This window comes from Pseudomonas sp. MWU12-2029 (assembly GCF_023242425.1).
Lineage (GTDB): Bacteria > Pseudomonadota > Gammaproteobacteria > Pseudomonadales > Pseudomonadaceae > Aquipseudomonas > Aquipseudomonas kribbensis.
This window is the reverse complement of record NZ_JALJDY010000006.1, coordinates 53414-76658: the sequence shown is the minus strand read 5'-3', so window position 1 is coordinate 76658 and position 23245 is coordinate 53414. Positions and strand designations below refer to the sequence as shown.

Here is a 23245-nt window from a genome sequence, read left to right as displayed (position 1 = left end):
CCCGAGGCTGTCGCTACTCATGGAAGAAGTACCCCATGGCATTCCGCGCTCCCACTCTGATCGCGCTTGGCGCAGTCACTCTGCTGTCCGGCTGTTCGGCGTTTCGCAACTACGATTCCGAACTGGCCCAGACCAATCAGCAACTGGCTACCGGCAACGTCGACGCCGCCCTGACCCTGCTGGAAAAGAACAACACCGGCCCGGACAAGGACCTGCTCTATTACTTCGAGAAAGGTGAACTGCTGCGCGCCAAGGGCGACCTGTCCGGCAGCCAGAACGCCTGGACCAGCGCCGACCAGGTGGTGGGCAAGTGGGAAGATTCGGTCAAGCTCGACACCGACAAATACCTGGCCCAGTTCGGCAGCTTCCTGGTCAACGACAAGGTCCGTCGCTACGAAGGCTACGACTACGAAAAAGTCATGCTGACCACGCAGATGGCCCTGAACCTGCTGGCGGTCAACGATTTCGACGGCGCCCGCACCGCGATCAAGAAGACTCACGAACGTGAAGCCGTGATCGCCGACCTGCGTGACAAGGAATACCTCAAGAGCGAAGAGGAAGCCGAGAAAGAAGGCATCAAGACCCAGTACAAAGACCTGCAGGGCTACCCGGTCGCCAGCCTCGACGCGCCGGAAGTGGTCGGCCTGAAGAACAGCTACCAGAGTGCGTTCAGCCATTACCTGGCCGGTTTCGTCTACGAAGCCCTGGATGAAAAAGACCTGGCTGCGCCGGGCTACCGCAAGGCGGCCGAGCTGCGTCCGAACACGCCGCTGCTGGAGCAGGCGCTGGTCAACCTCGACAAACCGGTCAAGAGCGATGACAGCGACGTCCTGATCGTGGTGCAAAGCGGTCTGGCACCGGCCCGCGACTCGATCCGCGTACCGCTGCCGCTGCCGATCTCCAACAACGTGGTGATCACCCCGCTGTCGTTCCCGATCATCAAGCCTGACACCTCCACCGCGACCTTCGCGCAGATCGGCGTCGACGGCCAGCAACTGAACCTGACCGCCCTCAACAGCACCACCGCCATGTCCCGCCGCGCCCTGCGCGATGACATGCCGGGCATCATCGTGCGCACCATGGTGCGGGCAATCACCAAAGGCGTGGCGCAGAAGAAGATCAACGAAACCAACCCGCTGGCGGGTCTGGCCGTGGGTATCTCTTCAGCGGTGCTCGAAGGTGCCGATACCCGTACATGGCGTACCCTGCCGGACACCACTCAAGTGGTACGTCTGCGCCTGAAAAAGGGTGAGCATCAGGTTACTCTGCCGAGCGCCGTGGGTGGCACGCAGGTCAAAGTTACCGTCGATCAGCGTTACCAGGTCGTCACCCTGCGCGCCGTCGGCAATCAGGTGTTCGCCGCCGGCCTCGCCGCCCACGTGACCCCGAGCGCCGGCACCACCGCCGTAGCCAGCCTCAAACAACCTTAAGAACGGAGTCTTTGCATGCGTTTCAAACTCTTCGCCGTCGCCGCCCTCGCCGTGCTGGCCAGCGGCTGCGCCACCCCGCCACCGCCGGAGCCGGGCAGCGCCGCGAGCAAGGTCGTGGCCATGGGCCCGCAGAAACACATCGCGGTCGGCGCCATGCGCGTCGCCCGTGAGAACGGCTTCATGACCGTCAATGTGCAGTTGACCAACACCCTCAACAGCAACAAGACGTTCTACTACCGCTTCGCCTGGCTCGGCGCGGAAGGTTTCCCGATCGCCGAAGAAGAAGTCTGGAAGAGCCAGATGATGTACGGCGCCCAGACCAGCTTCATCCAGGGCATCGCCCCGACACCGAAAGCCGTGGATTTCCGTCTGGAACTCAAGACGCCTTAAGCCCGACACCCTATTCCCGATTCAGAGAGCATTCCCATGTTTGCACGCTTTTCCTTCATCGCCGTCCTCGCCCTGCTGGCCTCCGGTTGCGCCAACACTTCGCCGACCCTGGGCAGCAAAAACATCAGCTACGGCGACACCAAGGCCGTTGAAACCGTGACCAACGAGTTCGGCTCGACCGACCTGCAGATGATCGCCGAATCGATGACCCGCTCCCTGGCCCAGTCCGGCATTCTGCAGGGCCGCCCGGTGGTGCAGGTCTACGACGTGAAGAACAAGACCAGCGAATACATCGACACCCGTGAAATCACCACCAGCATCAAGACTCAGCTGATGAAGTCCGGCACCGCCCGTTTCGCCAGCGACAACACCGCGATGCAGAGCCAGGTCGACCAGCTCAAGCTGCAAAACCAGAGCGGCCTGTACAAGAAGAGCACCGTGGCCAAGACTGGCAACATGATCGCTGCCAAATACCGTCTTGAAGGTTCGATCAGCTCGATCGTCAAGCGCAGCAGCGACTACAAGGACGTCTTCTACAAATTCAGCCTGCAACTGATCGACGTTGAAAGCGGTCTGGCCGAGTGGATGGACGAGAAAGAGATCCGCAAAACCACGGAGCGTTAATCGATGCGCGCATGGATTGGCATGATGGCCCTGGCTTGCGCGTTCAGCGCGCAAGCGGCCCCGAAAGTCGCGGTAACGGATCTGGCGTACCAGGAACGCGTGGAGCAATACATCCACGTCGTTTCGTCGAAGAACAATTACCGCGAGGGCTACTACAGCTCCAGCGGTTCTTCGAGCTACGACGAGTTCGAATCCAACACCAGTTACATCGAGCAGGCCGAACTGCGCAAATTCACCGGCGACATCAAGGGTGAAATCCTGCGCACCGGCATGTTCCAGTTGATTCAGGGCACGCCGTACACCGCCTCGTCCAAGGGTGACATCTACGATGTGATCAAGCGGATCAAGGCCGGCAACTTCAAGGGCGCCGACTACGTGCTGTTCGGTACGGTTTCCGACATCGACTTCACCCAGGACATGAACGAGCTGGCCAATACCGACAGCTATTCAGCCGTACTGGGCCTGACGCTGGTGGCGGATTTCAGCCTGATCAACACCAAGACCTACGAGATCACCTCGGCCTTCACGGCGATGGGAGAAGCGCAGGACACCAAACTGGTGAACCACCGCGACATCAAGATCTCGCTGAACCGCCCACGGGTAGTGCGTGATGTCTCGAAGGCGTTGGGTGAAGACGTAGCCGGACAACTGAGCATGCAGCTCGGCGGTGGCGGTTACGAGCAGCCGCGTGAACCGCAGCAGCGCAACAATCTGCCGCGTGATACGGCGCCAGTGATTCTTCACTGACCGACCGCCGGAAACGAAAAAGGCGACCTGAAAAGGTCGCCTTTTTTTATGCCTGCCCGCTTTACGCGGCGGCTTTGCGCAACGTCGCCATGAACGCCGCTGCACCGATGAACAGCCCGGCAAAGGTGCGGTTCATGCGTTTTTGCTGGGTCGGTGTGCGCAGCAGACGCAGCACCTTCGACGCCAGACCGGTGTAGCCGGCCATGACGATCAGGTCTACGCAGATCATGGTCACGCCGATCACCACATACTGGATCAGCAGCGGTGCGTGAGGATTGATGAACTGCGGCAGCACCGCCAGCATGAACACCAGGGCCTTGGGGTTGCTGATGTTGACCAGGAACCCACGGAACACCAGCGCCATCGGCCGGCCGATCGGGCGTACCGCCGCGTCATCGCTCATATCCATCGGCAGTGCGCGCCACTGCTTGATCGCCAGGTAAACCAGGTAGGCGACGCCGAACCATTTGATCGCATGGAACGCCGTGGCCGAAGCGGTGAGGATCGCGCCGACACCGGCACCGACGATGGCAATCTGCAGGGCCAGGCCCAGTTGCAGGCCCAGGGCGTTCCAGTAACCGCGCCAGAAACCGTATTGCAGACCGCTGGACATCGACGCAATCGCGCCGGCGCCCGGAGAAAGGCTGATTACCCAACACGCGGCAAAAAACGCCAGCCATGTTTGAAGCTCCATCGCACACCTCGACTCAGACTCGTGACAAACGTCCAAGCTAATGGGATTCAGGCTGGATGACTACCGATTTTTTCAGGATGTTGCGGCCGCCGACCAACGTGGCCGGCGCCCGATCACTTTTCGAAACCGCTGGAAGGGAATACATCCGTGCCACGCCAGCGTCGCACCGAACGCTGGAAGAACAGGCTGTTGGGGACCTGCACCATGGCGCTGCCGGTGCCGAGCTCTTCGGCCTCGATCAGCGTGGTGTAGAGCAGATTGATCGCCACCACCCGCCCTTTGACGCCGGGCTTGTCGGTGGTGTCCACCAGCTCCACCACATCGCCCAGACGAAACGGGCCGACGGTGAAGATCAGAATCGCGCAGAGCAGGTTCGACAGCACACTCCACATGGCGAAGAACGCCACCGCCGCCACCGCGACGAAGCCCGACAACGCTGTCCACAATACCGTGGCCGAGACCCCGAGCCGTTCCAGCACGAAGATCAGTGCACTGCCCATGATCAGCCAGCGCAGACCACCGCGCAGCGGCATCAGCAACTGCGGCGGGAACGGATACTTCTCGCCCAGGCGGGTCAGGAATCGGGCGACGACACGTTGGGCGAAATAGCCGGCCAGCAGGATTAGCAGAATCTGCACACCCAGCCAGATCGGCTCGATCCACACCGCCGGCAGCGGTAGCTTGAACGCGTCCATCAGGACAGCGCCTCCAGCTCCGCCTGCATGGTTTCCAGGGTTTCCAGCGCCTGCATCCACGCCTCTTCAAGTTCGCCTTCGCGGACTTTCAGTTTGGCCTGTTCAGCCAGCAGGTCACGCAATTCGTTCTTGCGCGCCGGCTCGTAGAGATCGCTGTCGCCGAGGCTGGCGTCGACCTTGGCCAGTTTCTCGTGCAGCTTGCCCAGCTCGGCTTCGAGCTTGTCGGCTTCGCGCTTGTGCGGCGCCAGTTGCTGACGCAACGCAGCGGCGGCCTGACGCTGGGCCTTCTTGTCGGTCTTGTCCGGGTTCACCGGCGTGTTGCTGACCGGGGCGTTGCGCTGACGGTACTCGACCAGCCAACGGGCGTAGTCTTCGAGGTCGCCATCGAACTCTTCGACCTTGCCGTCCGCGACCAGGAAGAAGTTGTCGGTGGTGCTCTTGAGCAGATGCCGATCGTGGGAAACCACCAGCACCGCGCCACTGAATTCCTGCAACGCCATGGTCAGCGCCAGGCGCATTTCCAGGTCCAGGTGGTTGGTCGGTTCGTCGAGCAGCAACAGGTTCGGCCGTTCCCAGGCGATCAACGCCAGGGCCAGACGGGCCTTTTCGCCACCGGAGAAATTCAGCACCGGCTCGTCGATCCGCGCCCCACGGAAGTCGAAACCGCCAAGGAAGTCGCGCAGGGTCTGCTCGCGTTCGGTCGGCGCCAGACGCTGGAGGTGCAGCAACGGGCTGGCCTTGGCATCCAGCGAATCGAGCTGATGCTGGGCGAAGTAGCCGACCACCGTGTTCTCGCCGCGAGTCAGGCGCCCGGCCAGCGGCGACAGCTCGCCGGCGAGGTTCTTGATCAGAGTCGATTTACCGGCGCCGTTGGGGCCGAGCAGACCGATTCGCGCACCGGGGGTCAGTTGCAGCTTGACCTTCTCCAGCACGGTTTTCTCGCCATAACCCAGACGCGCATCGGACAGGTCGATCAGCGGGCTGGAGATCTTGGTCGACTCGCGGAACACAAAATCGAATGGCGAATCGACGTGGGCCGCCGACAGCTCTTCCATGCGCTCCAGCGCCTTGATCCGGCTCTGGGCCTGACGGGCCTTGGTGGCCTGGGCCTTGAACCGGGCGATGTAGCTTTCCATGTGCGCACGCTGCGCCTGCTGCTTCTCGTAGGCCTGTTGCTGCTGGGCCAGACGCTCGGCACGGGCGCGTTCGAACGCGGTGTAGCCGCCACGGTAGAGCACCAGTTTGCGCTGATCGACGTGAGCCACGTGATCGACGACTTCATCGAGGAAATCCCGGTCGTGGGAAATCAGCAACAAGGTGCCGGGGTAACTTTTCAGCCACTCTTCGAGCCAGATGATGGCGTCGAGGTCCAGGTGGTTGGTCGGTTCGTCGAGCAGCAGCAGGTCTGACGGGCACATCAAAGCCTGCGCAAGGTTCAGACGCATCCGCCAGCCACCGGAGAAATCTCCTACCTGACGATCCATCTGCTCGTTGGTGAAACCGAGACCGGCCAGCAACTTGCGCGCCCGCGCGTCGGCGGTGTAACCGTCGGCGCTGTCGAGTTCCGCGTGCAGGCGTGCCAGAGCAGCCCCGTCGTGGGCCTCTTCGGCCGCTGCGAGATCACGCTGGACCTCGCGCAGGCGCAGGTCGCCATCGAGCACGTAATCCACCGCCAGACGCTCGAGGGTGTCGACCTCCTGGCGCATGTGGGCGATACGCCAGTCGGCCGGCAGCAGGCAGTCGCCCGAGTCCGGGTGCAACTCACCGCGGAGCAAGGCGAACAGGCTGGATTTGCCGGCGCCGTTGGCACCGATGAGGCCGGCTTTGTGGCCGGCGTGCAGGGTCAGCTCGGCGTCTTCTAGCAGACGTTGCGGGCCACGCTGTAAAGTCAGGTTCTGAAGTCGGATCATAATGGCGGCGGAGTCTACCAGCTTCGCTCACAACTGGCGCGAGTAGCACGATGTCCTCTGACCTGTGGAGCTTTGCCCTTGCCGTCTACGCCCGCCCCGGCGTGGAGGAGGCCTGCCTGCGCCTGCAATCGGCGGGGGCCAATGTGTGCCTGATGCTGTGTGGTTTGTGGCTGGAACAGCGCGATGCGACCTGCGACGAGGTACGCACGAGGCAGCTTCAAGAGCTGACCATCCCTTGGGACAAAGAGGTGGTTCAACCGCTGCGCGCGATGCGCATGCAGTGGAAAGACCTGGCCGACACCGATCCTGTGCTCAAGGGTATGCGCGAGCAGATCAAGGGGCTGGAACTGGAGGCGGAGCGCGCGTTGCTGTCGCGACTTGAAGGCGTAGCACAGGGATGGAAGCGTAACTCGAAGGAATCGAGTGACTGGCTGGAAGTGCTGGCCGGCCCTGCGGCCAACCTGAACCGCGACGCGCTGCAAGTGCTGCGCGTCGCGGCGACCGGCGCTTAGGAAGCGCTGGACGGGTTGCTGGCGACGCTCGACACCGGCGCCGAGGATGGCGTGGTTGCGGTGGTCGAGGTAGTGGCGGCCGATGCAGGTGCTGTAGTCGCAGCCGGGGTTGCCGGAGCGGCAGGTTTGGCAGCAGGAGCGGTGGCCGGTTTGGCTGCCGCTGGCTTGGCAGCGGCTGGTTTTTTCACTGCTGGTTTTGCAGCAGGTTTTGCGGCTGGCTTGGCGGCCGGTTTAGCGGCGGTCGCTGGTTTGGCGGCGGCAGTTGCAGGCTTGGCAGCGGCAGCCGGTTTGGCGGCTGGTTTCGCAGCAGGCTTGGCAGCAGCAGGTTTGGCCGCTGCTTTTACCGCAGGCTTGGCCGCTGGTTTCGCTGCAGCTTTGGCAGCGGGTTTGGCTGCAACCGGTTTGGCAGCGGTTTTGGCCGCAGGCTTGGCAGCAGCAGTTCTGGCTGCTGGTTTTGCTGCCGGTTTGGCGGCGGTTTTGGCGGCTGGTTTAGCAGCCGGTTTGGCAGCTGCGGTTTTTGCCGGAGCCGCTTTTGCAGCAGCGGTTCGCGCAGCAGGTTTGGCAGCGGCTGGTTTTGCGGCAACCGGCTTGGCGGCAGCTGGTTTTGCAGCGGTGGTTTTAGCCGCAGGTTTCGCAGTGCTTGCGGCTGCGGGTTTATTCGCTGCAGGTTTTGCGGCGGCTTTCACTGGCGCTTTGGCCGGTGCTTTTGCGGCAGGTTTGGCGGCCGCTTTTTTCGCGGGCGCCGCTGCCGGTTTTGCCGAGCGCAGGGACAACGCCTTGCCGACGGCTTCCTGTACACGACCGACACCCTGGGCCAGTTTCAGGCTTTCCTGGGCATCGCGCTTGAGTTGCAGAATGTAGCTGCGGGTGTCGGACTGACGATCCTTCAGCGCATCGAGCAGGTCTTCGAGTTCCTTCACGGCAGCCTTGGCCTTGGTCTGCGCCTTGGCTTTACCGGCTGTGGCTGCGTCCTGCAATTTGGTGCGGGATTTGTGCAGTTTTTCTTGTGCCTTGCCGCGTTGCTTTTCCAGTTTGGCGAGCAGTTTTTCAGCATCAGCCAAGGCTTGGGAGCAAGCGTTTTCCAGATGTTCGAGCAGGCTGCCCGAGAGCTGTTGGAGTAAGTGCAACGGAGTGTTTACAGGCTTCTTGGTGGCCGACATGGTTTACCTCCTGGCTGACGTGAGTGCGGCTCATACTAGACCTCTGCTGCTACCGCCGCTAGGGCATGTTGACAGTATCGAATGCACTCGGTTGCAGGCTCACGAAAAACTTCTGCACATTGCTCAAAGCAGTTCACCGTTGCAGAGCTTCGCGCTGGCATAATCCACCGCAATTCAGGACGGAGAGTGCCCATGTCGCGCTACCTTTTTTTATCCCTCTGCATGATCTTTTCGGCGGTCCAGGCCGACGAAAAAAACACCGCGAACGATGCCCACGACCTGGCCTACAGTCTCGGCGCGAGCCTCGGTGAACGGCTGCGCCAGGAGGTTCCGCAACTGCAGATCCAGGCATTGATCGAAGGCTTGCAACAGGCCTATCAAGGCAAGCCGCTCGCTTTGAGCGAGGCGCGGATCGAACAGATTCTGGCGGATCACGAATCGCAGACGGCCGAGCATGCAGCCATCCCTTCGACTGAAGCTGCGATGGAAAACGAACAACGCTTTCTCACCGCAGAAAAAGCCAAGCCCGGGGTGAAGACGTTGGCCGACGGCATCCTGCTGACCGAACTGGCACCGGGTACTGGCCCAAAGGCCGGCCCTGACGGGAAAGTACAAGTGCTGTATATCGGTCGGCTGCCGGATGGCACCGTGTTCGACCAGAACACTCAGCCGCAGTGGTTCAATCTCGACAGCGTGATCGCCGGATGGCGCACTGCCTTGCAAAACATGCCGGTGGGTGCGAAATGGCGATTGGTGATTCCATCGGATCAGGCTTACGGCGCCGATGGTGCCGGCGACTTGATCGCGCCGTTCACACCGCTGGTGTTCGAAGTCGAATTGCGTGGCGCGACCAGTTGATCGCCCAATAAAAAACGGTGCGCTGTTGGCGCACCGTTCTTGTGTCTTGCGGGACCGGTTCAGGCCTGAACCGGATCCTCTTCCTTGTGGGCGGTATGCAGCACTTCGATCAGGCAGTCTTCCAGTTCGAAGCGCTCGTGGAGCAGCCCACCCAGCTCCTTGAATTTTTCGGCAACGCATTTGCCTTCATCGCAAAGATCGTTGAAGGCCAGCAGTTTTTCCGTGATGACATCGATGCGCGGGTAGATCGTCTCGGCCAGTTCCAGGCCGCGCTTGTCGTTGAAGGCCTTGGCTTCGCCCGTCAGCTGTTCGTAGATTTCGAAGTGCCCGGCCGACACGTAATCGACCAGTACGCCGCAGAATTCCTGCAAGGGCTTTCGATCTTCGGACAGTGCCTGAGGTTCTGCGCCCAGCTTGTCGTAGGCAGCGATCAGTTCCTCACGCTCCTGGAGCCAGCGGTCGATCAGCAGATGAACTCCACCCCAACGTTCCTGAGCATTCTGACAACTTTCGAGCATGGCGATCTCTCTTCCCTTGTGGGTCATGCTGCCCTACACCCGCGCCCCTTCTTGTGGCTATTGCTTTGAGAGGCGTTCGGGCAGAGCGTCATCGAGCAACACAAATCCAATGACACGTGCGGGCCAGATTATGCCCGCACGCCTGTGGCTTCAAGGTACGCAGGAGAGAAAGTTCATACAAGTGTTTAATCCCTGACCAGCCCCCGGTGCGACGCTTCGCCGCTGAGCGGTCGCTGCAGAGCGCTCCAGGCCAGTCGCAGCAATTGGTAAACCGCAAGAATCGACATGGCGACGAAGAACAGCAGGCTCCACTCCGGAACGCTCAGATCGAACAGCGTCCAGGACATTTGCGAGCAATCCTCGCTGTCAGTGAACATCCGCGCCAGGGCGCAAAGCCAAGGCAGGTGACTGAATAATTCCTCGGTGCCGGGCGCGCACTGTGCCAGATGATGCAGCGAATCGCTTTGCAGGAGCACCTGCCGCCATGCAGCCATGGTTGCGCCGAGACTGGCCGCCAGCGCACCGGACCAGTAGAGCGAAAGGCCGAAGCGCCCTGGCCCGTGCACCGCCGCCACACCACAGCAGGTGGTGAGAATGCTCAGGAAAAGCCGTTGCACCAGGCACAGGCTGCACGGCACGAGACCCACCGCGTACTCGAGGTAATAGGAAGCTCCCAGCGCCAGTGTTCCCGCCGTGAAAGCCATAAAAAACAGGGAGCGTGAGCAGGTCAACGACATGGGTTATCCGTAACAATAAAGACAGGCAGTTACGGTAGAGGAAAGGGCCTCGGCCTTTCAAGGCAGGTCACTGGCGACACTTCACCAGAGATGTAGGGAAATCCCGACAGAGGCGAGAGGAAAGAATGTAGGGCTCTGTAGGACTTTGCCTCAGAAGTGAAATAGCGGTAACTATTCAGTCGAGAATATGGGCGAGGGAGCGCACTCCCCCATCCACTCAGGCGTGAGCCTGCACCGGTAAAGGCGCGGCCAGCAGGCGTTCGTCCAACAATCCCAGACCTTCCTGGAACAGCTGGTTGCTGCGCTCGGTATCACCCAGCCGGGCCAGCAGTCGCGCCAGCTCCGCGCAGGCTTCCGGGTTGCGCTGCGTACGCAGGCTGCTTTCCAGATAGTCCCTCGCCTTGCCCCACAGACTGGCTTGCAGGCACAGTCGGCCGAGCGTCAGCAGCAGGCTCGGGTCGGCGGGATGCTCCTTGAGCCAGCCCTCGGCCACCTGCAATTGACGCGCCGGATCACTGCCGCGCACCAGGCCATAAAGGCGCGCCAGGTGGCTGTCGTACTTACGCTTGAGGGCGTTGCGCAACACCTCTTCCGCCTCGACCTGCGCGCCGAGCTGACGCAGTTGCTCGGCGTAGGCCAGTACCAGTGGCGACTCCTGACGCTGTGACGAGGTCAGTTGCTGCCAGGCGCGATTAAGCGATTGCAGACCGACCGCGCCATCTTCTTCGCGATGTGCCGCCAGCGACAGGTTCTCTCCCCAGGCGCGACGCTCCAGCTCGGCCAGTTCGGCAGGCGGCAGGACCTTGTCCTTGCGCAGCTCGGGCAGCATGCGGATCACCGCCGACCAGTCACCGCGCTGCTGATGCAGACGCTGCAACTGACGCAGGGTCTGGACGTTGTGCGGATGACGCTCGCGCATGGCCTGCAAGGTCACCAGCGCACCTTCGGTATCACCACGGTCGGTTTGCAGTTGCGCATGACTCAAGGCAATCGCCAGTTCGGCCTGAGGCTGACGCTCGAGTGCGCGCTCCAGCAGACGATCACTTTCCTCGTAATTGCCTTGCTCGTTGGCAGCACGGGCGGCACCGAGGTAATACAGCAACGGTTGGCGCTCGGCCTCGGCAGCCCGATAAAGGTGACGCTGGGCGCTGGCCCAGCGACCTTCGGCCAGGTCCAGTTGACCGTGCTCGATCGCCACTTGCACACGACGGCTGCGGTTGCGGCGCGACCATGGATTGACCACGCCACCGGAAGTCAGCACCAGCTCGACCAGCGCCTTGATGCCCCAGATCAGCAGCCAGAGCACCGCCACCAGCGCCAACGTCGCCCACAGGCTCGACTCATAGCGGAAGCTTTTGTAGGCCACCAATACGTAACCGGAATGCTCGGCAATCGCCAGACCAAGGGCCGCCGTCGCAGCGATCACCAGAAACACGATGACGTACAGACGCTTCATGGCGTGGCCTCCTGCGCGGTGGCGGCAGGTTTGGCGAAGGGTTTCACCGAGTCTTCAGCGTTGACGTTACGGCGCTCAAGATAGGCCTGCACGGCGCTGAGGGTGCCCGCCAGATCCGGCGTAACAACCGTGACCGGCTGCTTGCTCAACTCCGCGACCTGCTCAAGCATGATTTTGCTCTGCGGGTTGTCCGGGTTGAAATTACCCTTGAGCACGTCCCGCGCTTCAGTCAGTGCCTGGGTGTAGACCGCTGCCTGACCGTTGAGCGCCGCCCATTGCGCCTGCTCCAGCGAAAGGCTGAGGGCCAGACGCACCTGGCTCAGGCTCTGGCCGGCAAGCAGCGGCCGCACGTTCTTGTCGGCATTGAAATCGATGCGGATGTAGCGCGAGATCTGATCCCACCACTGCGACCAGCGACTGGCACCGTCGCCGTCGGAGGTCAGGCCCAGCAGCGAATCGCCGCGATCCTTGTATTCGGGCGCCAGTTCGGTGAGCCCGATGACCTGATCGCGCAGCGCGCCCAGCTTCAGGAACAGTCCAGTACGATCGGGTTGCTCGGTACTGCGCAACGCCACCAGGGTTTTCGCCACTTGCTCACGCGCGGCAAACGAACCGGGATCGTTTTGCTCCTTCAGAATATCGTCGGCACCCTGCACCAGAGCCTGAGCGCTGCTGATGTCCTGCAAGGCAGAAAGACGCAGGCTGGCCAGTCGCAGTAGATGCTCGGCCTCGGCCAGACGCCAGTCCTTGCGGCTAGCCCCGAGGACGGTTTCCAGGCGCTGATTGAGGCGCTGCTGATCGCCCTGGAGTTGCGTGACCAGACGCTGGCGCTCGGCGAGCTCGTCAGCGCCCGGCAGTTGTCCGAGACGTTCGGTCAGACGCTGCTCGTTGAGTTTCAGGTTCTGGGCCTGATCATTCAACGCCTGCACCTGACTCAATTGCTCCTGCGTGTTGGCTTGCAGATGTCGCACCTGCCAGACACCCCAGCCACCCACCGCAATACCGGCGGCGCCGAGCAGCAGCGCGACTATGGCCAATCCGTTGCCTCGGCGCGGTTCAGCGGCCGGTGGCGGTGCATCAACCGGTGCATCAATCACAGGTTGAACGTCATCTTTAGGCAAGGCTGTTTCGCTCACGTATCCATCCTTTGCATTAGAGAACGGGCACGGGATGCTCCCGTAACGCCGTCAGCAAGGCCGCGGCACTGGCGCCGCGACAATCCACAACTGTTCGGGCCCCGGCGGCACGTGCCTGCTCGGCGACCCTTGGGCTTGGAACAAACAACGGCATCTGCGCAAGCACCGGCCAAGTATCACCGGCTAACTGACGCAGGTGCTCAAAACCCTGTCCACTGCTGACCACCAGCCCGTTCAGGCGTTCCGCCGCAATCCGTCGGGGCAGTTCCCGCGGCGGATAGTCCGGCAGGTCACGGCGGTACAGTTCCAGATACTCGACACTAGCACCAAGCGCGCGCAGGCGCTCGGCCAGCAGCTCGCGACCACCCTCTCCGCGCAGGATCAACACCTGCGCGCCGGGCTGTGCAACGACCTCGAGCAGACGCGGCAATTGCAGCAAGGCTTCACTGTCATCGCCCTCGTCCGGGCAATGCGCATCGAGACCCCGATCCCGAAGAATCTGCGCCGTCGCTGCGCCAACGCTGAACCAGGGCATGCCCGGCACGGCATCGATCAATTGCCCAGCGATGCGCGCCGCCGGCTTGCTGACCACGATCACCGCGCTAAAGCGCGACAATCCGGCAAAGGTCTGGCGCATTGTGTCAGAGACCGGCAGCGGCGCGATCTCCAAAAGCGGCAGGCAACTGCTGAAAATCCCCTGCCCGGCCAGTACCTCGGCCAGCGCCTCGCAATCGTCAGCGGGGCGCGTCAGCAGCAGGCGCCAGGTCGTCACTCGTGACCTGCCTCGCCGTAGACAGCCTTGAGAATGTCGTCGGCACCCTGGCGCAGCAAATCTTCAGCCACCTGCACACCCAGCGCTTCAGCGTCAGAGCGCGGCGCCCGGGCTTCGGCACTCAACAGCTTGCCACCGCTCGGCTCGCCGACCAGACCACGCAGCCATAATTGCTCGCCTTCGAGCACGGCGTAGCAGGCAATCGGCACCTGGCAACCGCCATTCAAGTGTTTGTTGAGGGCACGTTCGGCGCTCACACGGTCAGCCGTATCGGCGTGATGCAAAGGTGCGAGCAAGGCGTGGATTTCAGTGTCGGCGCTGCGGCATTCGATACCCACCGCGCCCTGGCCACCGGCCGGCAGGCTGTCGTCGACGCTGATCGCCGAGGTAATGCGATCTTCGAAGCCGAGGCGAATCAGGCCGGCCGCCGCGAGGATGATCGCGTCATACTCGCCGGCATCGAGCTTGGCCAGACGGGTGTTGACGTTGCCGCGCAGGAAACGGATTTCCAGGTCGGGACGACGGGTCAGCAACTGTGCCTGGCGACGCAGGCTGGAGGTACCGACGATGCTGCCGGCCGGCAACGCATCAAGGCTGGAAAAAGTATTGGAGACAAAGGCATCGCGCGGGTCTTCGCGCTCGCAGATGCAGAACAGACCGAGACCTTCGGGGAAGTCCATCGGCACGTCTTTCATCGAATGGACGGCGATGTCGGCTTCGTTTTCCAGCAGCGCGGTTTCCAGTTCCTTGACGAACAGGCCCTTGCCGCCGATTTTCGACAGGGGGGAATCGAGCAGCTTGTCGCCGCGACTGACCATGGGCACCAGCGTCACCAGCAGTCCCGGGTGGGCTGCTTCCAGACGGGCTTTGACGTATTCGGCCTGCCAGAGGGCCAGTGCACTTTTGCGGGTGGCGATGCGGATTTCGCGAGAGGACATGGATCAATCCGTACTGAATAGATACGGCGGATAATAACAGCTCAGCCAAATCCACTTTGACCTGAATCAGAAACGGCGTGGCCTCCCTGGCCGGCAATGCCTGGTGAAAAGAATTGAGAGCCGCCCGACGCCTGCGGACTAAAGCCCTTGCATCATTTTACGTACGCCCGCCACATGCCGGCGACTGACGATCAGCGCATCACCGTTCAGGCCTTTGAGGAACAGCTGGAAGTGCCCCAGTGGTGTGCGTTGAAGCCGCTCGATGCGGTCCCGAGCCACCAGCGCGTTGCGATGGATCCGCACGAAGCGCTCGCCGAATTCGTCTTCCAGGGCCTTGAGCGGCTCGTCCAGCAGGACTTCACCGGCTTCATGACGCAGGGTCACGTATTTGTGATCGGCAATGAAATACACCACCTGATCCAGCGGGATCAGTTCGATGCCTTTGCGGGTTCGGGCGCTGATATGACTGCGCGGACCATTGCCGCTTTCGGCGGCGGGACGGGTCAGGGCCGATAGCTGAGCCCGATTCGGACGTTCGGCCCTTTTCAGGGCTTCCTGCAGATGTTCGGTTCTCACGGGTTTCACCACATGGCCCACGGCGCTGGCCTGCAGGGCCTCCAAGGGAAATTCATCGATACCGGAGCAGAACACCACGGCGGGCGGGGTTTCGCGTTCGCACAGCCGGGCAGCCACTTGCAGGCCGTCGAGGCCCGGCATGCGGATATCGAGCAGCACGATATCCGGCTTGTGGCTGTCGATCAGTGCCAACGCCTCTTCGCCATTGGTGGCGCTGGGCTCCAGGACTGTGTAGCCCTCGAGCTCGCTCACCATTCGGGCGAGGCGCTCGCGGGCCAGTGGTTCGTCATCAACGATCAGGACATTCATATTGCGCTGGATTCCTGCGTGAGTCTCGCACAAGGATAGCGTAGACAAGTGGAGTGACGTCCGTCACCGCGATCCACGCTAAGACTAGCGCGAGCGCCAAAAAGTGCCGTACGTCGGCCGGCAATATTTGCCGACACCCGGGACGCACCACTCGAAGCTCGCGTCTGTCTGCGTTTTACGCAGGGTATGCCGATGGTCAAAACACCCACCCCTCTCTTCTTATAGTCGGCGGCCAGACCTTTGCACGATCCACAGTCGCGCCGACCCTTAGTCCTACTGTAGACGCTCGCCGGGCCGATATTGCTCAATCGGAAAATATCCTTGCGCAAATCCCCCGGAACCGGCGGCGACTATGAACGCAGAGATGAGAAAAAAACGTATCGACCAGTGTCAACGACAGGATTGGCAACCCTGTTATTATCCGCGCCAGCGTTTCACGCCTTCTTTCTTCAAGCCGATACGAGCGAATTCATGAGCACTGACAAGACCAATCAGTCCTGGGGCGGCCGCTTCAGTGAACCCGTCGACGCCTTCGTCGCCCGCTTCACCGCCTCCGTCACTTTCGACCAGCGCCTGTATCGCCACGACATCATGGGCTCGATCGCCCACGCCACCATGCTGGCCAAGGTCGGCGTGCTGACGGATGCCGAGCGCGACAGCATCATCGATGGCCTGAAGACCATCCAGGGCGAAATCGAGGCCGGCCAGTTCGACTGGCGCGTGGACCTCGAAGACGTGCACATGAACATCGAGGCACGCCTGACCGACCGCATCGGCATCACCGGCAAGAAGCTGCACACCGGCCGCAGCCGCAACGACCAGGTCGCCACCGACATCCGCCTGTGGCTGCGCGACGAGATCGACCTGATCCTGGCCGAGATCACCCGCCTGCAAAAAGGCCTGCTGGAGCAGGCCGAGCGTGAGGCCGCGAGCATCATGCCGGGCTTCACCCACCTGCAGACCGCACAGCCTGTGACCTTCGGTCACCACATGCTGGCCTGGTTCGAAATGCTCAGCCGCGACTACGAGCGTCTGGTCGACTGCCGCAAGCGCACCAACCGCATGCCGCTGGGCAGCGCCGCGCTGGCCGGCACCACCTACCCGATCGACCGCGAATACACCGCACAACTGCTGGGCTTCGACGCTGTCGGCGGCAACTCGCTGGACAACGTGTCCGATCGTGACTTCGCCATCGAATTCTGCTCGGCGGCGAGCATCGCGATGATGCACCTGTCGCGCTTCTCCGAAGAGCTGGTGCTGTGGACCAGCGCGCAGTTCCAGTTCATCGATCTGCCGGACCGCTTCTGCACCGGCAGCTCGATCATGCCGCAAAAGAAAAACCCCGACGTGCCGGAACTGGTACGTGGCAAGACCGGCCGTGTGTTCGGCGCTCTGATGGGCCTGCTGACCCTGATGAAAGGCCAGCCGCTGGCCTACAACAAGGACAACCAGGAAGACAAGGAACCGCTGTTCGACGCCGCCGACACCCTGCGCGACTCGCTGCGTGCCTTTGCCGACATGATCCCGGCGATCAAACCGAAGCACGCGATCATGCGTGAAGCGGCGTTGCGCGGCTTCTCCACCGCCACCGATCTGGCCGACTATCTGGTTCGCCGCGGCCTGCCGTTCCGTGACTGCCACGAAATCGTCGGCCATGCCGTGAAATACGGCGTCGACACCGGCAAGGATCTGGCGGAGATGAGCCTGGAAGAACTGCGTCAGTTCAGCGACCAGATCGAGCAGGACGTGTTTGCCGTGCTGACCCTGGAAGGCTCGGTGAATGCCCGTGACCACATCGGCGGCACTGCGCCGGCGCAGGTCAAGGCTGCCGTAGCTCGCGGTCAGGCATTGATCGCCAGCCGCTAAAAGCATCGCGGGCAAGTCGAATCATCGACTTGCTCGCGAACTCGCGTCAGAACAAATTTCTACTTTTTGGCTGCGATCATCGCCAAAAACGTCGGCATCGCCGCTTCCTTGTCCGCTGCAATCTTCTGTACATGCGGATTCTGCTCAAGTCGCTCCAGCAGTGCCTTGGCCTTCGGCATGTCAGCCAACAGATCCAGACCGAACAGTTTGTGCCCCACCGCAGCCGCCAACGGCACGCTGTAGAGGAAGTACAAGTCAGCGATGCTCAAACTGTCGCCCGCCACATACGGGGCAAACTTGCCGTGACGGCCCAGCGCCGCAAACCCCAGCAGCAATTCAGCCTTGGTCTTCTCCTTGATCGCCTCCGGCAGTGCCGCGCCGAAAAACGCTTCGCCGTAACAGGCACGGGCCGGCAACTCGATGTACAGCTCGATTTCCTTGGCCACCGCCAGCACCTGGGCGCGCGCAAACGGCTCGGCCGGCAGCAGCGGAACACCCTTCTGGCTGCTTTCGAGGTATTCGAGCATCACCATCGTTTCGTTGATGTAGCCACCTTCGGCGCCCAGCACCGGCACCTTGCCGCGCGGGCTGATGGCCAGAGACTCAGGCGTAGGCGTCGGATAGAACGTGACTTCCTCGAACGGCAGGCCTTTTTCCAGCAGCGCCAGTTTGACCATGTTGTAGTAGTTGCTGACTGAGAATCCGTAGAGCTTGAACATCACATAGCCTCCAGGCCGTGCGGGGTGGGCAGTGCCTGTTTATAGATCGCTCCGGAGAATCCCGCCAGCAGCATCACGCCGCTGAATGCGGGTAAACTGCGCCTTTCCTTGAGGAGCCTGCCATGAGCGAGCCGACAGACATCGATAACGACGAAGAAGAGTTCACCGAGAGCACTTTGATCGAAGCCATCGAAAACCAGATCGAAAGCGACAACCCGCCAGCGGCCAAGGCCACGTTCAACAAACTGACCCTCGTCGGTTACGAGCGCGAAGACATCCTGAACCTGATGGCCCACGTCCTGGCCTACGAAATCGACGCCATGCTCGATGACGACCGCGCGTTCAATACCGAATGGTACGAAGCGGCCCTTCGCGCCCTGCCTGAGTTGCCACCGGAAAAGGCTTAACCGGGCAGCCCGATGTGGGAGCTGCCTGGCTCCCACACAATTTGTCACCCTTCCATCCGGCCTTCTCCCGGCCCCTGACTACACTGGAATCCACCCCCGAGACAAAAACCCTGGCGCACACTGGACAGGCCGCGCCGGCAGGTTCACCTTAGGGGCGCTGTCGTCCAATTCCTAGAAAGTCTGGAGTCCTTATGTCGCTTACCCCTGAGTTGGTTGCCGAACTGGAAGTCCTCGCACTCTTCAACCTGGACAGTTCCCAGGAAGGTCTGAAAATTCATCAGACCGCTGCCCCGAAGCACATCGCTGCTGCCCAACGCCTCTTTGAAAAAGAACTGACAGACCAGCCTGATGGCGGTTACCTGACCAGTCTCGGTCGTGATGCCGCACAAAACGTGCAGACCGTACTGACGATTCTGAAAGAGCAACAAACCGCCTGATCCTCCCGACTTTGCCCACGGAAACCTCCGCCACGGGATTTCCGCGGGCCAGCCCGGCCGCACGCCACCGTCACGCGGTGGAAATCTGGCGTCAAAAAACAAATTCAGCTTAATGCTCGCGTTGCACAGGCGCTAAACTCCCTCGCATTCCGTGACCCTCTGCCTCCGAGCCCTGCGAGCCGGTTTGAGTCGACATGACCCGCACCCATGAAATCCGCCCCGACCTGGACGAGGGAATCGACCGCAAGGTACTCAGCCAGCTGCGCGCACGCTTTCTCAAACTCAACGAAGGCCGCCTGAACCGGGCCCTCGAAGGCCTGTCGACGCGCCAGCAAAGCGTGCTGACCCTGTTGCCGCTGTTTTTCCACGTCAATCATCCACTGCTGCCCGGCTATGTTTCGGGCAGCACGCCGGCCGGGTTGTCGAATTACGAGCCGGACGCCGACGCACTCACCGAAGCCCAGCGCCTGACGCGTTCGTTTTCCTACAAGCCGCGCCACGGCAGCAACCCGCCAAGACCGATTCACGGACTGTTCCTGATGGGCAGTCTTGGCACCCTGGCCCAGGCCGACCAGAGCGACATGGACGTGTGGGTCTGCCACGCACCCGACCTGAGCGACAGCGAACTCGCCGAGCTGCGTAAAAAATGCCAGTTGCTCGAAGCCTGGGCCGCGAGTCAGGGTGCGGAGGCGCATTTCTTTCTGATCGACCCGGTGCGTTTCGTCAAAGGCGAGCGCGATACCCAGCTCAGTTCCGAAGATTGCGGCACCACCCAGCACTATCTGCTGCTGGACGAGTTCTACCGCACCGCGATCTGGCTGGCCGGGCGCACGCCGATCTGGTGGCTGGTGCCGGTCTACGAAGAGCGCGCATACGACCAGTACACCCACACCCTGATCTCCAAGCGTTTCATCCGCAACGATGAAACCCTCGACCTCGGCCCACTGGCGCACATTCCGCCGGGCGAATTCGTGGGCGCCGGGCTGTGGCAGTTGTTCAAGGGCATCGAGTCGCCTTACAAGTCGGTGCTCAAGCTGCTGCTGATCGAGGTCTACGCCAGCGAACATCCGCAGGTGCAGTGCCTGAGCCTGCGCTTCAAGCAGGCGGTATTCGCCAACCGGCTCGACCTCGACGAGCTGGATCCGTACATGGTGGTTTACCGCCGGATCGAGGAATACCTCACCGCCCGCAATGAACCCGAACGCCTGGAACTGGTACGCCGTGCGCTGTACCTCAAGGTCAACCGCAAGCTCACCGGCAACAGCCGCACCCAGAGCTGGCAGCGTTCGTTGCTGGAAAGACTGGCCAGCGAATGGCACTGGGATCAGCGGCAACTGGCGCTGCTCGACAGCCGCAGCCAGTGGAAAGTGCGACAGGTCAGCGCCGAGCGCCGGGCTCTGGTCAACGAGCTGAATTACAGCTATCGCTTCCTGACCCAGTTCGCCCGCACCGAGCAGACCGTCAGCCTGATCAACAAACGTGACCTCAACGTTCTCGGTCGGCGCCTGTATGCCGCGTTCGAACGCAAGGCCGACAAAGTCGAGTTCATCAATCCCGGCATCGCCCCGGACCTGGCCGAAGACACCCTGACCCTGGTGCAGTCGCCAAATAAAAAGGAACCCGGGCAAACCCAGTGGGGCCTGTACAACGGCAGCCTGACGGCGCTGGAGTGGGAGCATTTCGCGCCGATCAAGCGCAGCCGCCAGTTGCTGGAACTGCTGACCTGGTGTCATCGCAACGGCGTGATCGACAGCAGCACCCGACTGGCCCTGCACCCCGGCACCAGCGACATGAGCGAGTTCGAGCTGTTCAATCTGCTCGGCAGCCTGCAGCAGAGCATCGCCCTGCCCTTGCCGACCGTTGCCGAAGAACCGCTGCTGAGGGCCAGCGTGCCGAGCGAAGTGCTGATTCTGGTGAATGTCGGGGTCGATCCGCTCAAGCATCACCGCGACCTGAACATCCTGATGACCACCGAACGCACGGACTCCCTGAGCTATGCCGGCGTGCGCGAGAACCTGGTGCTGACCCTCGATCAGGTCACGCTCAACAGCTGGAACGAAGTGCTGGTCAACCGCTTCGACGGCCCGCATGCGCTGCTCGACTGCCTGCGCGATTACCTCAACAACCTGCCGCGCGGACCGCAACAGCCCTCGCTGCGAGTGCGTTGCTTCTGCCACAACCGCGCGCAATTCATCGCCCGCCGGGTGGAAGAGATCGTCGATACCGCACAGAACCTGCTGCTCAGCGACTTGAATCACCGCTACCTGATTCAGGTGCAGCAGCACTATCACGTGCTGGAACTGGTGCCGGGCCAGGTCAGCCATGTCGCCCTCGCCACCCTGCCGGCACTGCTCGATTACCTCGGCGAGGAGCAACCGCGCTACAGCCCGCTGCACCTGGACCCGATGGCGCTGGAAGACCACGACCTCGCGCTGATCCTGCCGATGGGCCAGCCCGAATGCATTCAGGTGTTTTACCGGATCACCGAGCAAACGGCCGAGCTGTACGTGCTCGACGAATTCAACGCACTGTGGCAACAGCATTTGCCCTATCACGACGAGCAAAGTCTGCTGGTGCCGTTGCAGCGTTTCCTGCAATCGATCCAGTTCCGGCGCGAAGCACTGCTGCCCATGGATTCAAACCATGCCGCCAGCCTTGAAATCTTGTATTACCAGTTATTGCCATCAGGACCGGGGCGCGCACGACGGGTCGAAATGCGCCCGGCGCCGCAGACGCCAGTCAACAAACCGTTCTACGACGTGCAGGCGATCATCGGCAAAGCCGCACCGGGCGAAGTGCAGGTCACGTTGTATTGCAATCAGCGGGAGTTCTGCGAACTGGAACATGGCGACCAGCTGTTCAGCGTGGTCGCCCGGGAAATCGTCGGTCAGCGCCGGGAAACCGAGCGCTACCGCTGCTACATCACCGACCTGGACCTGTCGGGTGTGATCGGTGACGGGCAGAGTTCGAGCAATCTGTATCTGCGTTACAAGGCCGACCTGGAACGCTCTCTGAACGAGGCGCTCGAGCAGGTCTGAGGCGGGGTTACTCCGGAAAATCGCCGCCGTTGGCCGGCTGCGATTCGACTTCCAGCAAGGTCAGCTTCAGGGTCTTGCCGCCCGGTGCCGGCCAGTCGATGTGCTGACCAACCTTCAGGCCCAGCAGCGCGCTGCCGACCGGGGCCAGGATCGAGATCTTGCCTTCATCGGCGTTGGCGTGCTTCGGATAGACCAGGGTCAGGTGGTAGTCCTTGCCACTGCCTTCTTCGCGACAGTGCACACGGGAATTCATCGTCACGACATCGGCGGGCACTTCATCGTGGCCGACCAGGGTATCGGCGCGGTCCAGCTCGGTTTGCAGCGCGATCACGCCCGGCAGCGAGTCATCCAGGCTGTCGATCAGGCGTTCCAGACGTTGCACGTCCAGACGGGTAAGGGTGATGGAAGGTGCGGTCATGATCCGGGCAGACTCCTTTCTTCTGCACACAAAAAAAGCAAAACCCCGCCAAAAAAGACGGGGTTTTCACCAGGCCTCGATGGGTTGAGGCGTTTCCGGACACTATCACAGCTCAAAAAATATACAAGCTACGTCCCGGAGTGCTGCCTGCGGTGAGTCGCTTGCGCGCAAATCACCCGACGGCGCTCGTCATTGGCTGATCGCCATTCACGAATGTCTTCGACATGGCGCATGCAGCCGAGACAGACCTTCTGCTCATCCAGCCGACACACGCCGGTGCACGGCGAAGGCACGGCCGGGCTGACGTTGCTGTAGAGCGGCTTGGCAGGGCGTGGCGCGGTCGTCATCTCAGATTTCGTCGAAATCGAGTTTTTCGCCGGCGCGCTCCCAGACGATGCGCTCCAGCATTTCGCCCAGCAGCTCTTCGGTTTTCTCGCAGACCCACTTGCCGGCCTGCTCGTCATAGTCGAAATGGAAACCACCGGAACGGTCAGCCAGCCACAACTGACGCAGAGGCTCCTGACGGCTGAAGATCAACTGACTGCCGTTGTCGAACTTGATAGTCAGCACACCGGCCGAGTTCTCCATATCCAGATCCAGGCCACTTTCATCAAAGATGTCCTCCAGCGCTTGCTGGGTGGCATCGACCAGATCATGGAAACGGGCTTCGGACAAACTCATTGCGGCAACCTCAAAAAATGTCTGATCAGGCTCAAGCGCCGCAAGATACGGACGCTGCCAGCCGATTGCAAAGGATAACGACCAACAACCCTGTCTGCACTGTCCCTTGTGGGAGCGAGCCTGCTCGCGATTGCGGTGGATCAGACACCCGGATGTTGAATATGTCGATGCCATCGCGAGCAGGCTCGCTCCCACAAGGATTGCACTTGATCGACCC

General features: G+C 61.7%; 25 protein-coding genes and 1 pseudogene. 10 read left to right on the top strand and 16 right to left on the bottom strand.

Annotated elements, in window-relative coordinates; all coding sequences use genetic code 11:
- Nucleotides 1–35 precede the first annotated feature (35 nt).
- Genes M5B44_RS16325 through M5B44_RS16310 form a run of 4 tightly spaced genes read left to right on the top strand, consistent with a single transcriptional unit; the run spans nucleotide 36 to nucleotide 3191 of the window.
- A complete protein-coding gene (locus M5B44_RS16325) occupies nucleotides 36–1430 on the top strand; it encodes a COG3014 family protein (RefSeq protein ID WP_085708949.1) in 1395 nt (464 codons plus the stop codon).
- Between the two features lie 15 nt (nucleotides 1431–1445).
- Nucleotides 1446–1820, top strand: coding sequence for a YcfL family protein (locus M5B44_RS16320; protein WP_085708948.1), 375 nt, complete (start codon nucleotides 1446–1448; stop codon nucleotides 1818–1820).
- A 36-nt stretch (nucleotides 1821–1856) separates the two neighbouring features.
- Nucleotides 1857–2444 carry a penicillin-binding protein activator LpoB gene (gene lpoB, locus M5B44_RS16315; protein WP_007951848.1) on the top strand — a complete coding sequence of 196 codons (588 nt, stop codon included), beginning with the start codon at nucleotides 1857–1859 and terminating at the stop codon, nucleotides 2442–2444.
- Between the two features lie 3 nt (nucleotides 2445–2447).
- Nucleotides 2448–3191 carry a penicillin-binding protein activator LpoB gene (locus tag M5B44_RS16310; RefSeq protein ID WP_192552539.1) on the top strand — a complete coding sequence of 248 codons (744 nt, stop codon included), beginning with the start codon at nucleotides 2448–2450 and terminating at the stop codon, nucleotides 3189–3191.
- Nucleotides 3192–3252: 61 nt separating this feature from the next.
- On the opposite strand, the gene M5B44_RS16305 is transcribed toward M5B44_RS16310, so the two are convergent.
- The 3 genes from M5B44_RS16305 to M5B44_RS16295 form a co-directional block, all read right to left on the bottom strand.
- Nucleotides 3253–3885 carry a LysE family transporter gene (locus tag M5B44_RS16305; RefSeq protein ID WP_085708946.1) on the bottom strand — a complete coding sequence of 211 codons (633 nt, stop codon included), beginning with the start codon at nucleotides 3883–3885 and terminating at the stop codon, nucleotides 3253–3255.
- A 113-nt stretch (nucleotides 3886–3998) separates the two neighbouring features.
- Nucleotides 3999–4580, bottom strand: coding sequence for a mechanosensitive ion channel family protein (locus tag M5B44_RS16300; protein ID WP_248739865.1), 582 nt, complete (start codon nucleotides 4578–4580; stop codon nucleotides 3999–4001).
- A complete protein-coding gene (locus tag M5B44_RS16295; RefSeq protein WP_085708944.1) occupies nucleotides 4580–6490 on the bottom strand; it encodes an ATP-binding cassette domain-containing protein in 1911 nt (636 codons plus the stop codon). The genes M5B44_RS16300 and M5B44_RS16295 overlap by 1 nt, the downstream gene beginning before the upstream one ends.
- 50 nt (nucleotides 6491–6540) lie before the next feature.
- Here M5B44_RS16295 and M5B44_RS16290 point away from each other — a divergent pair, with 50 nt between their 5' ends.
- Nucleotides 6541–7002, top strand: coding sequence for a TIGR02444 family protein (locus tag M5B44_RS16290; RefSeq protein WP_248739864.1), 462 nt, complete (start codon nucleotides 6541–6543; stop codon nucleotides 7000–7002).
- Here M5B44_RS16290 and M5B44_RS16285 read toward each other — a convergent pair.
- Nucleotides 6999–8162, bottom strand: coding sequence for an AlgP family protein (locus M5B44_RS16285; RefSeq protein WP_248739863.1), 1164 nt, complete (start codon nucleotides 8160–8162; stop codon nucleotides 6999–7001). The two genes, M5B44_RS16290 and M5B44_RS16285, sit on opposite strands and share 4 nt — an antisense overlap.
- Before the next feature lie 192 nt (nucleotides 8163–8354).
- Here M5B44_RS16285 and M5B44_RS16280 point away from each other — a divergent pair, with 192 nt between their 5' ends.
- Nucleotides 8355–9020, top strand: coding sequence for an FKBP-type peptidyl-prolyl cis-trans isomerase (locus tag M5B44_RS16280; RefSeq protein ID WP_248739862.1), 666 nt, complete (start codon nucleotides 8355–8357; stop codon nucleotides 9018–9020).
- Nucleotides 9021–9079: 59 nt separating this feature from the next.
- Here M5B44_RS16280 and rsd read toward each other — a convergent pair whose 3' ends face one another.
- The 8 genes and pseudogenes from rsd to M5B44_RS29080 form a co-directional block, all read right to left on the bottom strand.
- On the bottom strand, nucleotides 9080–9538 hold the full coding sequence (gene rsd, locus M5B44_RS16275; RefSeq protein ID WP_085708939.1) for a sigma D regulator: 459 nt from the start codon (nucleotides 9536–9538) through the stop codon (nucleotides 9080–9082).
- A 185-nt stretch (nucleotides 9539–9723) separates the two neighbouring features.
- A complete protein-coding gene (locus M5B44_RS16270) occupies nucleotides 9724–10275 on the bottom strand; it encodes a disulfide bond formation protein B (RefSeq protein ID WP_248739861.1) in 552 nt (183 codons plus the stop codon).
- Nucleotides 10276–10492: 217 nt separating this feature from the next.
- A complete protein-coding gene (locus tag M5B44_RS16265) occupies nucleotides 10493–11731 on the bottom strand; it encodes a heme biosynthesis protein HemY (protein ID WP_248739860.1) in 1239 nt (412 codons plus the stop codon).
- Nucleotides 11728–12867, bottom strand: a complete 1140-nt coding sequence (locus M5B44_RS16260; RefSeq protein WP_248739859.1) for a uroporphyrinogen-III C-methyltransferase — start codon at nucleotides 12865–12867, stop codon at nucleotides 11728–11730. The genes M5B44_RS16265 and M5B44_RS16260 overlap by 4 nt, the downstream gene beginning before the upstream one ends.
- A gap of 16 nt (nucleotides 12868–12883) precedes the next feature.
- A complete protein-coding gene (locus M5B44_RS16255) occupies nucleotides 12884–13639 on the bottom strand; it encodes a uroporphyrinogen-III synthase (protein WP_248739858.1) in 756 nt (251 codons plus the stop codon).
- A complete protein-coding gene (hemC, locus tag M5B44_RS16250) occupies nucleotides 13636–14577 on the bottom strand; it encodes a hydroxymethylbilane synthase (RefSeq protein ID WP_248739857.1) in 942 nt (313 codons plus the stop codon). Before hemC ends, M5B44_RS16255 begins: the two co-directional genes overlap by 4 nt.
- 138 nt (nucleotides 14578–14715) lie before the next feature.
- Nucleotides 14716–15462 (bottom strand): LytR/AlgR family response regulator transcription factor, encoded by a 747-nt coding sequence (locus tag M5B44_RS16245; RefSeq protein WP_085708933.1) that lies wholly within the window; start codon nucleotides 15460–15462, stop codon nucleotides 14716–14718.
- Nucleotides 15459–15590 (bottom strand): annotated as a pseudogene (locus M5B44_RS29080) (sensor histidine kinase); the annotation flags it as partial. The pseudogene M5B44_RS29080 and the gene M5B44_RS16245, both read right to left, overlap by 4 nt.
- Before the next feature lie 343 nt (nucleotides 15591–15933).
- Here M5B44_RS29080 and argH point away from each other — a divergent pair.
- Complete coding sequence (gene argH, locus M5B44_RS16235; protein WP_103368168.1) at nucleotides 15934–17328, top strand: argininosuccinate lyase; 1395 nt, start codon at nucleotides 15934–15936, stop codon at nucleotides 17326–17328.
- 59 nt (nucleotides 17329–17387) lie between these two features.
- Here argH and M5B44_RS16230 read toward each other — a convergent pair whose 3' ends face one another.
- Nucleotides 17388–18047 carry a glutathione S-transferase family protein gene (locus M5B44_RS16230; protein ID WP_248739856.1) on the bottom strand — a complete coding sequence of 220 codons (660 nt, stop codon included), beginning with the start codon at nucleotides 18045–18047 and terminating at the stop codon, nucleotides 17388–17390.
- A gap of 122 nt (nucleotides 18048–18169) precedes the next feature.
- On the opposite strand from M5B44_RS16230, the gene M5B44_RS16225 reads away from it, so the two are divergent.
- The 3 genes from M5B44_RS16225 (at nucleotide 18170) to M5B44_RS16215 (ending at nucleotide 21929) form a co-directional block, all read left to right on the top strand.
- Nucleotides 18170–18454 (top strand): hypothetical protein, encoded by a 285-nt coding sequence (locus M5B44_RS16225; RefSeq protein WP_102620727.1) that lies wholly within the window; start codon nucleotides 18170–18172, stop codon nucleotides 18452–18454.
- Between the two features lie 191 nt (nucleotides 18455–18645).
- Nucleotides 18646–18891: a TIGR02647 family protein gene (locus tag M5B44_RS16220; protein WP_007951883.1), complete on the top strand. Its 246-nt coding sequence runs from the start codon at nucleotides 18646–18648 to the stop codon at nucleotides 18889–18891.
- Between the two features lie 194 nt (nucleotides 18892–19085).
- The gene (locus M5B44_RS16215; RefSeq protein ID WP_248739855.1) at nucleotides 19086–21929 is read left to right on the top strand and encodes a class I adenylate cyclase; all 2844 of its coding nucleotides are present in this window, start codon (nucleotides 19086–19088) and stop codon (nucleotides 21927–21929) included.
- Between the two features lie 7 nt (nucleotides 21930–21936).
- Here the strand turns inward: M5B44_RS16215 and rnk are convergent, their stop codons facing one another.
- The 3 genes from rnk to cyaY form a co-directional block, all read right to left on the bottom strand.
- Nucleotides 21937–22347, bottom strand: a complete 411-nt coding sequence (gene rnk / locus M5B44_RS16210) for a nucleoside diphosphate kinase regulator (protein ID WP_085708929.1) — start codon at nucleotides 22345–22347, stop codon at nucleotides 21937–21939.
- Between the two features lie 128 nt (nucleotides 22348–22475).
- Complete coding sequence (locus M5B44_RS16205; protein ID WP_248739854.1) at nucleotides 22476–22694, bottom strand: DUF1289 domain-containing protein; 219 nt, start codon at nucleotides 22692–22694, stop codon at nucleotides 22476–22478.
- A 1-nt stretch (nucleotide 22695) separates the two neighbouring features.
- On the bottom strand, nucleotides 22696–23028 hold the full coding sequence (gene cyaY / locus M5B44_RS16200; protein WP_114886277.1) for an iron donor protein CyaY: 333 nt from the start codon (nucleotides 23026–23028) through the stop codon (nucleotides 22696–22698).
- Nucleotides 23029–23245: the final 217 nt, after the last annotated feature.

Bases quoted from the DNA above. Each gene is read 5' to 3' on its own strand.
- M5B44_RS16295 (WP_085708944.1), bottom strand. From the start codon at position 6,490: ATGATCCGACTTCAGAACCTGACTTTACAGCGTGGCCCGCAACGTCTG.
- hemC (WP_248739857.1), bottom strand. From the start codon at position 14,577: ATGTCCTCTCGCGAAATCCGCATCGCCACCCGCAAAAGTGCACTGGCC.
- M5B44_RS16265 (WP_248739860.1), bottom strand. From the start codon at position 11,731: ATGAAGCGTCTGTACGTCATCGTGTTTCTGGTGATCGCTGCGACGGCG.
- M5B44_RS16230 (WP_248739856.1), bottom strand. From the start codon at position 18,047: ATGTTCAAGCTCTACGGATTCTCAGTCAGCAACTACTACAACATGGTC.
- rsd (WP_085708939.1), bottom strand. From the start codon at position 9,538: ATGCTCGAAAGTTGTCAGAATGCTCAGGAACGTTGGGGTGGAGTTCAT.
- M5B44_RS16225 (WP_102620727.1), top strand. From the start codon at position 18,170: ATGAGCGAGCCGACAGACATCGATAACGACGAAGAAGAGTTCACCGAG.
- rnk (WP_085708929.1), bottom strand. From the start codon at position 22,347: ATGACCGCACCTTCCATCACCCTTACCCGTCTGGACGTGCAACGTCTG.
- M5B44_RS16285 (WP_248739863.1), bottom strand. From the start codon at position 8,162: ATGTCGGCCACCAAGAAGCCTGTAAACACTCCGTTGCACTTACTCCAA.
- M5B44_RS16290 (WP_248739864.1), top strand. From the start codon at position 6,541: ATGTCCTCTGACCTGTGGAGCTTTGCCCTTGCCGTCTACGCCCGCCCC.
- M5B44_RS16215 (WP_248739855.1), top strand. From the start codon at position 19,086: ATGACCCGCACCCATGAAATCCGCCCCGACCTGGACGAGGGAATCGAC.
- M5B44_RS16300 (WP_248739865.1), bottom strand. From the start codon at position 4,580: ATGGACGCGTTCAAGCTACCGCTGCCGGCGGTGTGGATCGAGCCGATC.
- lpoB (WP_007951848.1), top strand. From the start codon at position 1,857: ATGTTTGCACGCTTTTCCTTCATCGCCGTCCTCGCCCTGCTGGCCTCC.
- M5B44_RS16325 (WP_085708949.1), top strand. From the start codon at position 36: ATGGCATTCCGCGCTCCCACTCTGATCGCGCTTGGCGCAGTCACTCTG.
- M5B44_RS16270 (WP_248739861.1), bottom strand. From the start codon at position 10,275: ATGTCGTTGACCTGCTCACGCTCCCTGTTTTTTATGGCTTTCACGGCG.
- M5B44_RS16280 (WP_248739862.1), top strand. From the start codon at position 8,355: ATGTCGCGCTACCTTTTTTTATCCCTCTGCATGATCTTTTCGGCGGTC.
- M5B44_RS16205 (WP_248739854.1), bottom strand. From the start codon at position 22,694: ATGACGACCGCGCCACGCCCTGCCAAGCCGCTCTACAGCAACGTCAGC.
- argH (WP_103368168.1), top strand. From the start codon at position 15,934: ATGAGCACTGACAAGACCAATCAGTCCTGGGGCGGCCGCTTCAGTGAA.
- M5B44_RS16220 (WP_007951883.1), top strand. From the start codon at position 18,646: ATGTCGCTTACCCCTGAGTTGGTTGCCGAACTGGAAGTCCTCGCACTC.
- M5B44_RS16245 (WP_085708933.1), bottom strand. From the start codon at position 15,462: ATGAATGTCCTGATCGTTGATGACGAACCACTGGCCCGCGAGCGCCTC.
- M5B44_RS16305 (WP_085708946.1), bottom strand. From the start codon at position 3,885: ATGGAGCTTCAAACATGGCTGGCGTTTTTTGCCGCGTGTTGGGTAATC.
- M5B44_RS16310 (WP_192552539.1), top strand. From the start codon at position 2,448: ATGCGCGCATGGATTGGCATGATGGCCCTGGCTTGCGCGTTCAGCGCG.
- M5B44_RS16320 (WP_085708948.1), top strand. From the start codon at position 1,446: ATGCGTTTCAAACTCTTCGCCGTCGCCGCCCTCGCCGTGCTGGCCAGC.
- cyaY (WP_114886277.1), bottom strand. From the start codon at position 23,028: ATGAGTTTGTCCGAAGCCCGTTTCCATGATCTGGTCGATGCCACCCAG.